Origin of the sequence: Longimicrobium sp. (assembly GCF_036280135.1) — a bacterium.
Classification (GTDB): Bacteria; Gemmatimonadota; Gemmatimonadetes; order Longimicrobiales; family Longimicrobiaceae; genus Longimicrobium.
The window spans coordinates 1-12317 of the sequence record NZ_DASURI010000317.1; the positions used below are offsets into that span (position 1 = coordinate 1).

General features: G+C 69.0%; 12 protein-coding genes and 1 tRNA gene. 7 read left to right on the forward strand and 6 right to left on the reverse strand.

All coding sequences use genetic code 11. The features are described 5' to 3' along the window. The coding region (locus tag VFZ20_RS10090; protein ID WP_329683743.1) for a 50S ribosomal protein L11 methyltransferase at positions 1-871 on the forward strand (871 nt) is incomplete at its 5' end. A 286-nt stretch (positions 872-1157) separates the two neighbouring features. Here the strand turns inward: VFZ20_RS10090 and VFZ20_RS10095 are convergent. Then, a complete protein-coding gene (locus VFZ20_RS10095) occupies positions 1158-2837 on the reverse strand; it encodes a caspase family protein (protein WP_329683744.1) in 1680 nt (559 codons plus the stop codon). Between the two features lie 492 nt (positions 2838-3329). Here VFZ20_RS10095 and VFZ20_RS10100 point away from each other — a divergent pair, with 492 nt between their 5' ends. Continuing rightward, complete coding sequence (locus VFZ20_RS10100) at positions 3330-3680, forward strand: histidine triad nucleotide-binding protein (protein ID WP_329683745.1); 351 nt, start codon at positions 3330-3332, stop codon at positions 3678-3680. Then, complete coding sequence (locus VFZ20_RS10105; RefSeq protein WP_329683746.1) at positions 3677-4159, forward strand: DinB family protein; 483 nt, start codon at positions 3677-3679, stop codon at positions 4157-4159. Before VFZ20_RS10100 ends, VFZ20_RS10105 begins: the two co-directional genes overlap by 4 nt. Positions 4160-4247: 88 nt before the next feature. Here VFZ20_RS10105 and VFZ20_RS10110 read toward each other — a convergent pair whose 3' ends face one another. The 4 genes from VFZ20_RS10110 to VFZ20_RS10125 all read right to left on the reverse strand — a co-directional run bounded on the left by VFZ20_RS10110 (position 4248) and on the right by VFZ20_RS10125 (position 8171). Continuing rightward, positions 4248-4472, reverse strand: a complete 225-nt coding sequence (locus VFZ20_RS10110) for a hypothetical protein (RefSeq protein ID WP_329683747.1) — start codon at positions 4470-4472, stop codon at positions 4248-4250. Then, positions 4472-4879, reverse strand: a complete 408-nt coding sequence (locus tag VFZ20_RS10115) for a hypothetical protein (RefSeq protein ID WP_329683748.1) — start codon at positions 4877-4879, stop codon at positions 4472-4474. Before VFZ20_RS10115 ends, VFZ20_RS10110 begins: the two co-directional genes overlap by 1 nt. Before the next feature lie 331 nt (positions 4880-5210). Continuing rightward, complete coding sequence (locus VFZ20_RS10120) at positions 5211-7433, reverse strand: aconitase family protein (protein WP_329683749.1); 2223 nt, start codon at positions 7431-7433, stop codon at positions 5211-5213. 495 nt (positions 7434-7928) lie between these two features. Continuing rightward, positions 7929-8171 carry a hypothetical protein gene (locus VFZ20_RS10125; RefSeq protein WP_329683750.1) on the reverse strand — a complete coding sequence of 81 codons (243 nt, stop codon included), beginning with the start codon at positions 8169-8171 and terminating at the stop codon, positions 7929-7931. Between the two features lie 311 nt (positions 8172-8482). Here VFZ20_RS10125 and VFZ20_RS10130 point away from each other — a divergent pair, with 311 nt between their 5' ends. The 4 genes from VFZ20_RS10130 (at position 8483) to VFZ20_RS10145 (ending at position 11368) form a co-directional block, all read left to right on the forward strand. Next, the gene (locus VFZ20_RS10130) at positions 8483-8881 is read left to right on the forward strand and encodes a hypothetical protein (RefSeq protein ID WP_329683751.1); all 399 of its coding nucleotides are present in this window, start codon (positions 8483-8485) and stop codon (positions 8879-8881) included. A 198-nt stretch (positions 8882-9079) separates the two neighbouring features. Next, positions 9080-9520: a hypothetical protein gene (locus VFZ20_RS10135; protein WP_329683752.1), complete on the forward strand. Its 441-nt coding sequence runs from the start codon at positions 9080-9082 to the stop codon at positions 9518-9520. Positions 9521-9592: 72 nt separating this feature from the next. Then, positions 9593-9665 (forward strand) — tRNA-Ala (locus VFZ20_RS10140). Between the two features lie 137 nt (positions 9666-9802). Further along, positions 9803-11368: a tyrosine-type recombinase/integrase gene (locus VFZ20_RS10145; RefSeq protein ID WP_329683753.1), complete on the forward strand. Its 1566-nt coding sequence runs from the start codon at positions 9803-9805 to the stop codon at positions 11366-11368. Between the two features lie 120 nt (positions 11369-11488). Here the strand turns inward: VFZ20_RS10145 and VFZ20_RS10150 are convergent, their stop codons facing one another. Further along, positions 11489-12001 (reverse strand): helix-turn-helix domain-containing protein, encoded by a 513-nt coding sequence (locus tag VFZ20_RS10150; protein WP_329683754.1) that lies wholly within the window; start codon positions 11999-12001, stop codon positions 11489-11491. Positions 12002-12317: the final 316 nt, after the last annotated feature.

Sequence of the window (12317 nt, forward strand, 5' to 3'; positions counted from 1 at the left end):
GCCGGAACGCTGGATGGTTCTCTCTGTGCGCACGGCGGACCCCGAGCTGCTGCCCCTGGCGTCGGAGGTGCTCGTGGCGCGGGGCAGCTGGGCCGTGCAGGAGGCGAACGGCGCCATCGAGACGTACGTCCCCGAGCCGGCGGATCCCGAGGCGTACGTGGACGAGGTGCGCGCGGCCCTGGCCGACGAACTGCCGGAGTCCGCGGCGCCGGAGGTGTCGTGGCGCTGGCAGGCCAACGAGGACTGGGCGGCCAAGTGGCGCGAGGGTTTGGGGCCCCGCCCCGTGACGGACCGCATCGTCGTGAAGCCCACGTGGACGGAGTGGGACGCGCGGCCGGGGCAGGTGGTGGTGGACATCGATCCGCAGATGGCGTTCGGCACGGGCGAGCACGCGACCACGCGCGGCTGCCTGCGCCTGCTGGACGATGCCCTGCGCCCGTCGGACCGCGTGCTGGACGTGGGCTCCGGCTCCGCCATCCTGGCCATCACGGCGGCGATGCTGGGCGCGCGCGAGGTGGTGGCCGTGGAGTACGACCCGGACGCCAATCTGAACGCCCGCGAGAACCTGGAGCGCAACCGGGTGGAGAGCCGGGTGGAGATCGTGGAGGCCATGGCGGATCCCGCGCTGCTGGAGAGCCTGGGCCGCTTTGACGTGGTCCTGGCGAACATCCTGAGCGGCGTCATCCGCCCCCTGCTGCCGTCGTTCCGCCGCGCGCTGGGCGCCCTGCCGGACGGGCGGCTGATCGTGAGCGGCATCCTGCGCACGGAGGCCCCGGGCGTGATCCACGACGCGGAGGCCGCGGGCTTTCGCATCGTGGAGGTGGACGAGGAGGAGGAGTGGTGGAGCGCGTTGCTTCGTCCGGTCGGCTGAACTGCCCTGAACAACGGGGGACAGGGGACAGGTTACAGCCTGCACCGGCGATGCGGATCGGGCTTTCTGTGATGGTACGAACGAGCGGCCCCGGCGTGGATCACGCCGGGGCCGCTTCGCGTCCATCCGCTTCTGGCGATACCAGTCGCGCCGCCGTTGCCGCGGGGACGCCTACCGGCCAGTCAGTTGCAGGCTGTCCCCTGTAACCCGCAGTTCAAAGAAACCGGCCCCGGCGTGATGTCCACGCCGGGGCCGCTCCGCATTCACCCGTGCGGCGAACGCGCCATCACGGGTTCCGCCGGCGGATCACGCCACCGCCGCCGCTGCCGCTGGAAGGCTGCGACGACTGTCCCTCGTTACGCCGGCGGATGACGCCGCCGTTGCTGTTAGGCTGGTTCTGCTGCGGCTGCTGCTGTTGGGGCCGCGCGCCCGTGCCCGGGGCGATCTGCAGCGTGTACGCGCCCGTCTGCCCCTTGAGGAACGAGTTCGCGCGGATCTGGTACGTGCCCGCGCGGGGCAGCGTCACGTCGATGACGGAGTTGGTGCCGTCGCCGTCGTCGTTCTTCTCCAGCTCCTGGTAGCGCCCGTCCACCACCTGGCCGATGGAGAGGTACGTGTCAAAGGCGCTGGACGTCATGGCGATGCGCACGCGCTCGCCGGCCCGGCCCTGGTACGTGTACGTGTCGAAGAACGAGCTGTCGGCCAGCATCTGGTCCGTGCGGGCCAGGGTGCCGGTCACGCGCTGCCCGGACGAGATGCCCGACGAGCCGCCCGCCGTCGCCAGCTCGATGGTGTAGGCACCCGTCATCCCCTCGCGCAGGGCGTTGGCCAGGATGAAGATGGGCCCGTCGCGGTCCACCGTGAGCTCCGCGCGCGAGTTGGTGCCGCCGCCGCTGTCGTCGTCGCGCACCAGCAGCTCCGCCTGGCCGTTGTCGAGCCGCGCCACCGTGAGGAAGGTGTCGAACGCGTCGGAGCGCATGGTGAACGTGAGCCGCTCGCCCGCCCGCGCGTTGTACGTGTACAGGTCGAAAAGCGAGCCGTCGTCCATCGCGGCGTCGCCGCGGCCCAGGCTGCCCTGCTGGCGCTGGCCGGGGCGCAGCGCCGTGGCATCGGCCGACTCTTCGGCCTCGGCCAGCGCCTCGGGGCGGTTGACGGGCGTAGAGGCGGCCGTCTGCACGGCGCCCTGGCCGTTGTTCCCCGCGAAGTAGAAGTCGCCCATGATGGACGACGACTCCCACGGCACCTGGTCGCCGTTGCTGGCCTGGCTCACGGCGATGCGCACCTGCTTGTGCATCTGCTCGATGGGCATGCCCGGCGTGTTCAGGTAGCGCAGCAGCTGCTGCGTGTACAGGCCGTTGCCGGCCGAGGCCGTGCCGTCGCTGGCCACGTCGCCGGGCGCCGTGGCGTAGGCGATGAAGGTGCCGGCGGGCGCGTTCACCATCGCCAGCCCCTGCGAGGCCGAGCGGAAGCTGCGGGCGAACGGGTTGTTTCGGCAGGCGTCCAGGAACACGATGTTCACGCGGCTGCGGGCGCGCTCCATCTGCGCCATCACCAGCCCCACGTTCACGGCCCCGTACTCCACCTCTTCCTCGCTGGCGATGGAGGCGTCGATGGGCACCACGTAGTTCTCGCCCTTGACCTGGATTCCGTGCCCCGAGTAGTAGAAGAGCGCCACGGAGTTCTGGTCCAGCATCCGCCCCCACTCGCGGATGTCCTGCTTGACCTGGTCTTCCGTGCGGTTCTCGCGCAGCAGCACCTGGAAGCCCATGCCGCTCAGGGTCTGCGCCATGGAGCGGGCGTCGTTCACGGGATTGCGCAGGGGGCCCACGTTCTGGTAGGCGCCGTTGCCGATGATGAGCGCGATGCGGCGCTCGCCCTGGCCCAGCAGGGCCGCGGGAAGGGTGGCGGTGAGCACCAGGGCCAGTACGGCCGCGCGCCGCCCGAGGGAGCGGAGAATGCGGTTCATGGAAGCCAGCGTTCGAAGGTCGGTGAACAGGGCGGGGACCGCGAGGCGCCTGCGCGGGAGCGCCGAACACGGCGCGGTCGCAATATCGGCCTGCGGGTCCCGTGAATCAAGAGAACTGCGCCTGCGACCGGGATCAGCGCGCCGCCGGGCCCCGGCAGACCCGGGCGGCGCGCCTGTCCGAAGCCGGCCCCGCGCTCCGAACGGCGGCCTTGTACCGCTGGACGCTGGTGCAGTTCCCTGTAGCAGCCGATCCGCGAAAAATGGTACAAGGGTACGGGGTACGAAGGTACGGCGGATGCCGCGCGTCCCGTGCCGCGCGTCCGCAGGTGCGCGGCGCGGCTGATACGGAACACCGACTTTCCGCTTGGCTGACTTCGCCGATCGTCCGTACAGCCGACTCCGCGCATCCGCAGGGTGCGCGGCGGGGCAGGGCGGGGTAGATTGGCGGCAAACGCAGGACCGGACCTCCACCCCTCCGAGCCGCATCCACTCATGGCCGACAAGACGCTTTTCAGCCGGATCATCGACGGCGAGATCCCCGGCAGCTTCGTGTACCAGGACGAGCACGTGGTCGCCATACGCGACATCAACCCCGCAGCGCCCGTGCACGTGCTGGTCATCCCCCGCAAGCCGATTCCGTCCATCGCCCAGCTGGAGGAAGGCGACCTGGAACTGGCCGGGCGCATCCTCCTGGCCGTCCGCAAGGTGGCGGAGCAGGAAGGGCTGGCGGAGCGCGGCTACCGGGTCGTCGTCAACACGGGCGACGAAGGCGGGCAGACGGTGCCGCACCTGCACTTCCACATCCTGGGGGGCCGGCAGCTGTCCGGCCACGGCACGGCGTGAGCGGGGCTCCCGCCGAACGCGAACGGCTGCTGGACGAGCTGCGCCGCGCCTGGGACGGCGACCCTTGGCACGGCGACTCCCTCCGCGTCATCCTCACGGGCCTGACGGAGGATGCCGCCGCCGCTCGTCCGCTGCCCAGCGCGCACAACGCGTGGGAGATCGCGCTCCACCTGGCCGGGTGGACGCGCGAGGTCACCCGCCGCCTGCGCGACCGCGTCGCCCGTGACCCGGAGAACGGCGATTGGCCAGCCGTCGGCGGGACGTGGGAGGGCGCGGTGGATGCGCTCGCCCGCGCGCAGGCCGACCTGCTGGACGCGGTGGCGGCGTTTCCGCCCGAGACGCTGGACGAGATCGTGGGCGAGGCGCGCGACCGGCCGCTGGGCTCGGGCGTCTCGTACGCCGTGATGCTGCACGGCATCGCGCAGCACTATGCCTACCACGCCGGGCAGGTCGCCCTCCTGCGCAAGGCCACCGGCTGACGAAGCCGGCGCTGGCTTGACCCAGAGCGGCGACGAGGTGAAAGGGCGGCCGGAGCGATGGCTCCGGCCGCCTGTGCGTGCCAGCTCGTCAGCCGCCGCGAATGGCGCGTTCCACGTCGCGGCGGATGTCGTCCGCGCGCCGGGTGGAGCGCGCGACCGTGCGCGCCAACCCGTGGACCGGGTCCTCGATGGTGACCGTCACCGTGACCGTGGAGCTCGGGCCGTGGCGCGGCCTGCGTCCACTGAACGCGGCTGCCAGGGATACCACGGAGGCCAGGATGCTCGCCGGAATGACAGCCGTTTCGATGGTCATCAGGGTTCTCCTTCCCAGGCCAGGTAAACCGCGCTGAAGCTCGCCAGCAGCGTTCCGCCGAACAGCCAGAGAGACATGGTGAAGATCCGCAATACGTCCGGGTGCTGCCGCGCCTGGATCGTAGCGAAGAACAGCGACGAGATCAGGACGAGAAGGATGCAGCATCCACCCGCCAGCAGCTTTTGCATGGCTTTGCCGCCTCCGCCCGGAATGAGCTCCCCTACCGCCGCCGACGCGATCGCGGTGGAGATGAGCAGCAGCTCGCCGCGCGACGTGAGCACGTGCAGCGCCGGGGGATGGGGATCGAGACGCAGCCCCAGGTAGCTGATCACGATGGGCACCAGCCCCACGAGCACGTTGAAGATCAGCCATCGGATCAGCTTTTCCCGACGGTGATGCGTGGGCATCCGGCTCCTGGGAACTGGTTACATGGATGACTCCGTATAGCATTGCCGTGGAGCGTCCGCCCGGCACCGCGGACCTTCGGGATCAACCCTAAACGACAGAAGTAAACACGTCAAGGGGTACCCTGAATCGGTCGAACGTGTCCCCAAAGCAGCGAATTCGCTCGTCTCGGACTCGGCGGGTGAGGATCCCCGCAGCTGAAAACGACGTGTTTCCTTAAAACGTGAACACGCCCGCGGCAGGATCGTGCGCGGACGTGTCTGTCCCAAAAACAGCGGGGCGCCGCGCGATGTGCGCGGCGCCCCGAGATTAAAATTTCCGGCGGACCCGGCGTCAGACGCCCGCGGGCTCCGGCTGCGGCTCCCAGGCCACGATCCGTCCCTCCATGGCGCTGGCCGCCACGGTGTAGGGCGAGGCCAGGTACAGCTGCCCCGGCCCGGAGCGGCCCGGGAAGTTGCGGTTGATGGCGCTGATGGTCACGTCCGTAGGCTTGCGGCTCACGCCCGGGCCCGCGTTGATGCACGCGCCGCAGCTGGGCTCGATGAAGGTGGCGCCCACCTCGTGGAACAGCTGGTCGTAGCCCTGCTCCTGGCAGTACGCGTACACCTCCTGCGAGCCGCACTGGATGTACAGCTGCACGTGCTCCGGCTTGCGCGCGCCCGCCTCGTGGTACTCGCGCAGCACGCGGGCGTACATGTCCATGTCCTCCTTCTTGCCCGCCGTGCAGCTGCCCGCGTACGCGATGTCGATGCGCACCTCGTTGCCCAGCTCGTCCACGTAAAGGCCGTTCCCCGGGTCGCCGGGGAGGGCGATCATGGGCTTGAGCGTGCTGGCGTCGATCTCGATCACCTTGACGTAGTCGGCGCCCTCGTCGCTGAACAGGCCCTCCATCAGCCGCTCGGCCTCGGCGCGGTCCATCCCGCGCTGCGCCACCAGGTACTCCACCGTCTTGGCGTCGGGCGCCACGATGCCCGTGAACGCGCCCACCTCGGCGGCCATGTTGGTCATGGTGGCGCGCTCGTCCACCGATAGCGCCTCCACGGCCGGGCCGGCGTACTCGATGATCTGCCCGATGGCGTGGCCGTCCTTGATGTACGGGTTGCGAAGGATCTCCAGCATGAAGTCCTTGGCCGACACGTTCTCGGGCTTCTCCCCGTGCACGATCACCTTGAACGAGCGCGGCACCTCCACGCGCACGTCCTTGGTGATCCACGAGTTGAAGATGGCCGTGGTGCCCACGCCGAACGCCACCGCGCCCACCGCGCCCGCGTGCGGCGTGTGGCTGTCGGAGCCGATGATCACGTGGCCGGGCAGCGCGTAGCTCTCCAGGATCTTGCTGTGGCAGATGGCCTCGGAGCCGTGCTTGCCGTGGCCCAGCTCGCCGTACAGGCGAACGCCCTGCTTCTCGGCGAACTGGCGCTGCTTGACCTCCAGCTGGTTGGCCACGTCCAGCAGCCCCAGCTGCACGCGCTCCGCCGGCATGGCGTCCTTGAGGAACGTCAGGTGGTCGCGGAAGAACAGGATGCTCTCCGGCTCCACCACCTTCTCGTCCATCCCCACGTAGTGCTCGAAGAAGATGGCCGACATGGGCGTGACGTACTCGTGCGAGAAGCGGATGTCCGTCTGCACGAAGCCCGCGTCGCCGGGCTGCACCCACTCCACGCCGATGTCGCCGCGCGACAGGTCCGTGACCCAGTGCCGCGCGAAGATCTTCTCCGCGATGGTCATGGGCCGGGCCCGGCGGCCGTGGCGCGTGCCCTCGGGCGCGCCCTGCGCGTCGGTGTCCACGTTGGAGGTGGAGGTGGCCACGAACTGCGCGGCCGCGTAGTCCACGCCCGTGTCGGGCCCGGGGCCGGGCAGGTTGCCGGCGCCGCTGCCGCGCAGGGCCCGCACGTCGTCGGCGTCGGGGCCCACGGTGCCGGGCTGGTCGCGGTGGCAGCTGATGGGCGGCGTCTGCACCAGGCCCTGCAGGCGGGCCACGTTGTAGTTGAACAGCCCGTCGTACTCGATGATGCCGCGGGTGATCTCGTCCGCGCCGTCCGTGAACTCGCTGAGCGGGATGGTCTCGCCGCGGCGGATGCGCTCGATGAGCTCGAAGTTGGTGGACGTGAGCACGCCCAGGTTCTGGCAGTTCTCGCGGTAGATGCGCTCGATGTTCTCGGCGATCACCACCTTGATGCCGGCCATCATCTCGGCGTACGGGCTCTGCTCGCGCGAGCTGCCCTTGCCGCGCCGCTTGCCCGACACGCTGGCGACGAACCCGCCCTTCCTGACGCTGCCCTGCTTGATGGGGAACTCGCTGCCGGCCTTGAGGCCCAGGTACGGGAATTCGCCCAGCGTCTCGTCGTAGTAGTAGCAGATGTACGCGGGCGTGATCTCGTCCGTGGAGATGTTGTCCCGCAGGCGGGCGCGCACGTCGTCCGTGAGCTCCAGGTCCTCGCCGGCCAGCTGGCTGCGCAACAGCTCCGGGTCGTCCACCAGGAACAGGACGCGCCCCTGCAGGCGCACCTCGGGGGGCAGCTTCTCGATGGGGCGCGTGAGCAGCGACTTGATCATCGGCAACGCGAAGGGAAAGGCGGGCATGAGCGGCCCCGCGGGTTTTGTTCTGCCTGTGGCCGTAACGCCGGAAGATGGCGACGCGCGGCCTTCGCGGCAACCCGCGTACCCGCGCGGGGATGCGTCTCACCGTGGATCGAGAAACGGGAACGGACCGCCCGACGCGAGGTCGGACGGCCCGTCATGGTGCGGCGTCTCCGTCCGTCAGTACAGGATGATCCGACGACCGGGGTCAGCGGTGGCGGTGGGGTCGCACTCCGACCCGCAGGTCTGCTCGCACGAGTTGCAGGTGAGCACGAGTGAGCAGACGTCGGTACAGGCGTATTCCTCCGTTTCCTCGTGGCCGCGCACCGTGCCGCGGGTGGCGGACGGGGACGGCGTGGTGGCGAAGGACTGCACCCGCAGTTCATCGAGCTCCAGGGCGAGCTTGCGCAGGGGCGTGTCTCCGGTCGGATGGTTCTGGATGCGGGGTGACGACGGGATCGCCGGCGCGGGTCAGCTCGGCGTCTGGTAGACGATGATGCGCCGGTTGAGGTCGGGGGCGTCGGGATCGCCGCCGCCGCAGGCGTCGTCATACGTGTCGCAGCCCACGCAGGAGTAGACCTGCGACGGGCAGGCGGCGGATTCGTCCGCGCTCTCCTGCAGGCCCAGCACGGTGCCCCGTCCGCCGTCCGCGGCGGGGGAGGTCACCAGCGACTGCACGGTGAGGGCGTCGAGCGAGAGGGTGAGTTTCTTCATCGGCATCACCTGTGGTGGATCGGGGCCGGCGCGCGGGGCGTCCGTCGTCCGGCTGCAGGGTGAACGCCCGATATCCATCGATCCTGACGTATTGTCGACAATGCTAATCTCATCCTTATCTTCATCCCCCGACATGGGACGGTCCGCGCAAGCAAGCGAACTCATCTCCGCACTTTCGCACTTTCGCACTTTCGCACTCATCGAGCAGGGACTTGCACGATCGGAGCGGATGACGTAATCTGCCCAGTGTAGCTCCGACTCTTTCTTACGGATTGTACACCGGCCGCGCGTCGGTGACGGGCGGAGGCTCAATGCCTCGGCCTGACCTTGGCGTCCCCGTAGACGCCATCCGCAGAGAGGCCGAGCTGGCCCGCGACGCCGCTTCGCTGCGCCAGGTGGCGCGGGAGATCGGCGTTACTCCCATGGGACTGCGCTACTTCCTGCTGAGCCAGGGGAAGCAACAGCCGCGCACCCTCCGCAAGCTGAACGAGTGGTACGCACGGCGTATGGCCACGCGCCCGCCGGAAGGTGAGGACGAGGCGCGCGCCGCCCTCACGATCCTCGCCGGGTTCTATCCCAGGAAGGAGCGGTTCCGCGTGCTGAGCGGGTTTCTCGACTCCATGGAGCGGGAGTTCCGCGACAGCGGCATGGAACCGCCCGCGTGGCTCGCCAAGCTTCGCGCCGAGCTCCAGGCCGACGAGCGGGGCTGACGCCGCTCCCACACGAATGCTCGACAAGCGGCCCGGGACGATGCGTCCCGGGCCGTTCTGCTGTTCGGCCGCTGGCGGCTTTGGAGCTTTGGGCGCTGGAGGACTTGCACGGAGATTCCAAACTGGATAAGCTGTCCAGTGTAATTCTAACATTTTCTTACAGATTTCACACTGCCGGGTGCCGGCGAGGGTGGGCGCATGACGCCTTCACCCGAGCTTCGCGCGTCCGTGGCGGTGATCCGCGACGCGGTGACCCGGGCTGTCCAGGCCTCGTCGCTGCGCCGGGTGGGCGACGAGATCGACATCTCGGCCATGACCGTGCGCTCGTTCATCCACGAGGGCAACGAGCCGCAGGCCCGCACGCTGCGCAAGCTGCGCGCGTGGTTCGCCGACCACGCCGCCCAGTGGGCTGCCGCGGGTGAGCACGAGGCGCGCATCCTGGTGGATCTCCTGCTGAACTTCTATCCGAAAGCCGTGCACGTCCGGGTCGAACGCAACTTCCTGGACGAGCGGGAGCGCAGCTTTCGGGAGCTGGGGCTGGAGCCGCCTGCCTGGATCGCCACCCTGCGCGCCGAGCTGCCGCCGTCCGAAGACGAGGCGATGCGGCCCGGGGTTGAAAACGGGCCGGATTTCCGCTAAGTTACGCGTCTGGAGGGGCGTTAGCTCAGCTGGGAGAGCATCCGCTTTGCAAGCGGAAGGTCAAAAAGTCGAGGGGCGTTAGCTCAGCTGGGAGAGCACTCGGTTTGCAACCGAGAGGTCGCGGGTTCGAACCCCGCACGCTCCATATACTTACACGCACAGTAAACGCGTCCAGACCGGCAGCATGGTCCTGGACGCGTTCGCGTTTCAGCAACCGAATTCCGCTGCCGGTAACAAACCGGGGTAACAAACCCTGGGGGACCACTTACCGTGCAGCGACCCATGCCCCGTCCACGCAAGTCTCGAATCTACTGGAAAAACGGACGTGCCTACGCCGACTTCCGCGACTTCGCCCCCTGGGGCGGCCGGCAGGAGGCGCTCCGGCCTGAGGGTGCGGGCGCCGCGACCTCTGATCTCGATGAGGCGGTGCGGCTGTGTGCTCTGCGCCTCGCCGAGCTTGAGGCAGCGAAGCGCGCCCATCCTGAAGGCACGCCGGCAGATGATCCGCTCGGCCGGATCGCGGCGTTTGCAGGCTACCATCTTGCTTGCTTGGAGAAGCGCCGGAAGCGCGGCCGCGCCCTGACCGCGCGGGTGCTTGAGGAACGGAAGAAGCACCTCATTCACGCCACCCGGTTTCTCTCGGGCCGGGGCAAGCACCACCTGCGCGACATCACGACGGCGGACGTCCGCGCATGGCTCAACCATCTGGAGACGACACCTCCACCTGTGATCGGCAAGCGCGTCGGCGGGCGCTCCGGGCGCCTGTCGGACGGGACGCGTGCGAAGTACCTGCACACGCTGAACAGCATGCTGCGGCGGGCGTGGCGCGAGGAACGGATCCCCGAGAACCCCGTGGACCGGCTGGATCCCGACGAGCGGCCGACGCCGAGTTACAAGCTCACCCCGTTCCTGGAGATCGGCGAAGCGGCACTGCTGCTGGAAGTCGCGCGCCGGGGTGCCCATCGGACCCGGAGCCGCGCTCAGAACTACGTCCGGATGGCCGTCCACCTGTTGACCGGCGGGCGCGGCAGCGAGGTTGCCGGGTTGGAAAAGGCCGACCTGGACTTCGCCGATAACTGGGTCTGGTTCCGGCCCAATGCAACGCGGCAGAACGTCAACAAGGTCCGCGGCACGGCTCGCCGTGTTCCGATGTGGCCGCAGTTGCGGGGCATCCTAGAGGAGTATCTGGCGGGACCACACGCCCCCGACGGGCCGCGTCTGTTCGACGGCAAGGACTGCCGGAAGTGGTTGGACGAGATTGCGGCGGACGTGGGGTGGTCTGCCGAGCGGGTGCGGCTAAAGGTCTTCCGCGTCACTTACGCGAGTGCGCGCATCCAGACGCTCGACGGGGGAGCGCCAGTCTCCGACTGGACTGTCCAGCAGGAGATGGGGCACAGCTCGCTCAGGATGCTCCAGGAGGTCTACGTGCGGATCGGGTCGATCCGGCAGCGCCGCGAGCACGTGGAGTACCGCTGGGAGGAATGGGCGTCGCAGTTCGAGCCTCTCCTGCGCGCCGCCCATCGCCTCGCGCCGCGGTGGCGTGAGGTACTGGACTCGCTGCCAGCGCGTGGCGCGACGGCGAAGGAGTGGCAGCAGCTTTCGGGGCAAGCTGTTGGGACGTTCTTCTACATCAGGGAGCAACTTATCGCCCGCGGTCTCGTCCGTCGGGCCGGCACGGGACGGGGAAGCCGCTTCCAGCATGTGATCCCAGAGGTCGTTTGCTGGACGGAGGTGACGTCCGAACAGATCGCCACCGATTACCCGCGGGTGCACCAGCTACCCCGCGGACGTCAACCCGCCCAGAGCGATCGGCGGCCCATAGACGGAGAACTCGCGCTCGCGAGCTGAAGCCGCCGGTAAGCAAAATGAAGGAGGTCCCCGGAGAGGCGGCCGGCGGTTGCGGCCAACCTTTGCCGGGGACCTCGTCGTTTCGACCCTGGGCCGAAGCTCGGCCACGGGCGTAGCGGTTCAGGAGCGCGCCCGCCGTCCCGGTCGAGCGGTATGAGCCGAGGCCCCTCCGGGAACCCTCGGCCGTGCTCGTGGACGTGCGCCGTGGCGGTAATGCGTCAGGTAGGCCTCCAACTCCGTTTCCGGCTGTGCAGCACCGGCGGGGCGATCGACGACCGGATCGCGCTTCTCCTTGGGCGCGGCGCGTGCCTCGGAGAGTGCCCGGACGAAAGATTCGAAATCACTCTCCAAAACGCGCAAATGCCGCCCCGCCCGGTAGGCCTTGAGCTTCACGCCACGCAGCCCGGTCCGAATCCACTTCCGCACCGTTCCTTCCTGGGGCACCTTGCGCTGGCCGTCGACTACCCGTGCGAAGAGCTCGGCAACCTCCCCGAGCGAGAGCCCGGCCGGAGCCGGTCGTTTCGGCTCGTCCGTGTAGACACGAAGGAGTTCGGCCAACGAATCCACAGGGACCAGGGTGCCCGGCGGAGCGTAGCGTACGAGTTGCCCGAGATGCTCATGGAGGGTGGTCATGGCGAGCGATCGAAAGCTTCGTCTTTGTTGAGAACGGCAAAAAGTGTTACCCCGCATCGAAGCCTCGAGCGGAAAGCCCACGCCTATGGTAGCGGACCTTTCCGCGTCTCACCTAGCCGGGAGCAGCCGTGCCTCCTCGTACATCGTAGCAACAATGCAGCGAATCCGCTGCTCCATGGATCCGCCTTCGCCGGAATCCCCGACACCCTCGGCACCCCGGCGCCCGACTTCCCGGCTCCCCGGCACCTCCGACACCCCGGCACCCCGGCACCCCGGCACCCCGGCGCCCGGCACCTCCGACACCCCGGCACCCGGC